The 1,935-nt window shown below is 72.9% G+C and carries 3 protein-coding genes; all 3 read left to right on the plus strand.

Annotation, left to right across the window (positions count from 1 at the left end):
• Positions 1–119: 119 nt before the first annotated feature.
• The gene (locus tag CCN35_RS18805) at positions 120–569 is read left to right on the plus strand and encodes a roadblock/LC7 domain-containing protein (protein ID WP_086793626.1); all 450 of its coding nucleotides are present in this window, start codon (positions 120–122) and stop codon (positions 567–569) included.
• A 7-nt stretch (positions 570–576) separates the two neighbouring features.
• Positions 577–960: a DUF742 domain-containing protein gene (locus tag CCN35_RS18810; protein WP_236560806.1), complete on the plus strand. Its 384-nt coding sequence runs from the start codon at positions 577–579 to the stop codon at positions 958–960.
• A gap of 165 nt (positions 961–1,125) precedes the next feature.
• Positions 1,126–1,914 carry a carbon-nitrogen hydrolase family protein gene (locus CCN35_RS18815; RefSeq protein ID WP_067397694.1) on the plus strand — a complete coding sequence of 263 codons (789 nt, stop codon included), beginning with the start codon at positions 1,126–1,128 and terminating at the stop codon, positions 1,912–1,914.
• Positions 1,915–1,935 lie beyond the last annotated feature (21 nt).

Below are 1,935 nucleotides of genomic sequence, written 5' to 3' on the forward strand. Positions count from 1 at the left end.
CTCCGAGGAGATGCGGGCCGTCCTCGGAGCCCTCCAGCGCGGACTCGACCGCGGCCGCCGAGGCCTTCCCGCGGACCCCGCCCCCGCACAGCACACCGAGGAAGGGACGGAGACCGACCATGCACCGTGACGAGAACCCGCAGGTCCCCGCCGAGGAGCCCCGGCAGCCCGGCACCGACCTCGGCTGGCTCCTCGACGACCTGCTGGCCAGGACCGACCATGTGCGCCAGGCCGTGCTGCTGACCGCGGACGGCCTTCCGCTGAGCTCCTCGCAGGGCATGCGCCGACTCGACATCGAACACCTCGCCGCGGTCTGCTCCGGCTTCCACGGCCTGGCCCGCTCAGTGGGGGAGCGGTTCGCGGCCGGAGAGGTGCGGCAGACCATGGTGATGCTCGACGACGCCTACCTCTTCGTCACCCCGGCGGGCAACGGCAGCCGGCTGGCCGTGCTCAGCGACGCGCGGACCGACGTCGGGCAGCTGGCCCACGAGATGGCCCTGCTGGTGCGCCGCGTCGGCCGTCACATGAACGCCGCCGCACGCTCGGCCGAGGACCCCGGCGAACCCTGATGCGGCCGTGAGCGACGACGACCACTGGTACGAGGACGAGACCGGGGCCATGGTGCGTCCCTACACCGTCACCCGGGGCCGCACCCGCCCCTCGGACCGCCACACCGTCGACCTGATGTCCCAGGTCACCGCCGTGCACCCGGACGGGGAGGGGCCGGGCGTCGACCATGTGCGCGCCCGCCTGCTCGGCCTTCTGCGCCACGGCCCCCGGCCCGTCGTGGAACTGGCCGCCGACGCCGATCTGCCGCTGACGGTCGTACGGGTGCTGCTCGGCGATCTCGCCGAGGCCGGACTCGTCCGCATCGACGCGCCCCGGCGTCCCCGGCCGGACGCCCCGGAGGCCGACCCCGGACTGCTCCAGGAGATCGTGGAACGGCTGCGGGAGCTGTGACCTCGACGACACCGCGCCCCGGCCGTGCAACGAATCGCCGCATACCCCCGAACTCACGCAATGAATCGCTCATCGGTGCGCAACGGCTCAGGCTTGTCCGCCCGAAGCCGCTGATCATACGGTCTAGTCAATCCCGAAACCCCCCCGTACCGGTGAGGATCGCCCATGCGTACCGCCCTGCTCCAGAGCTCCGGCCTGCCCGGCCGCGCCGCCGAGAACCTCAGGGTTCTCGACGACGCCGCCGGCCGCGCCGCCGCCGCGGGCGCCGGGCTGCTGGCGACCTCGGAGATGTTCGTGACCGGGTACGCGATCGGCGACGACATCGGCCGCCTGGCCGAACCCGCCGACGGCGACTGGGCGCACACCGTCGCGGAGACGGCCGTCCGGCACGGCCTGGCCATCGCCTACAGCTACCCCGAGCGGGACGGCGAGGCGGTCTACAACTCCGTCCAGCTGATCTCCGCCGACGGCACCCGTCTGGCCAACTACCGCAAGACCCACCTGTACGGCGGTTTCGAGTGCGAGCAGTTCACACCGGGCGAGCAGCCGGTGGTCCAGGCGGAGCTGGGCGGTCTGACCGTCGGCCTGGTGGTCTGCTACGACGTGGAGTTCCCGGAGACCGTGCGTGCCCACGCGCTGGCCGGCACCGACCTCCTCGTCGTCCCGACGGCGCTGATGCACCCGTTCCAGTTCGTCGCCGAGTCCCTGGTGCCGGTGCGCGCCTTCGAGAACCAGCTGTACATCGCCTATGTCAACCGGGCGGGAACCGAGGGCGAGTTCGAGTTCGTCGGACTCTCCGTGCTCGCCGGCCCCGACGGAGTCGCCCGCGCCCGCGCCGGCCGGACCGGGGAACTGCTCGTCGCCGACGCCGATCCCGCCCTTCTGGCCGCCTCCCGCGAGGCCAACCCGTATCTGAGGAGCCGCCGCCCCGGCCTGTACGGGTCCCTCCTCTGAGCCCTCGGGCCCCTTCCCCTC

Origin of the sequence: Streptomyces thermovulgaris (genome assembly GCF_002155915.1) — a bacterium.
Classification (GTDB): domain Bacteria; phylum Actinomycetota; class Actinomycetes; order Streptomycetales; family Streptomycetaceae; genus Streptomyces; species Streptomyces thermovulgaris.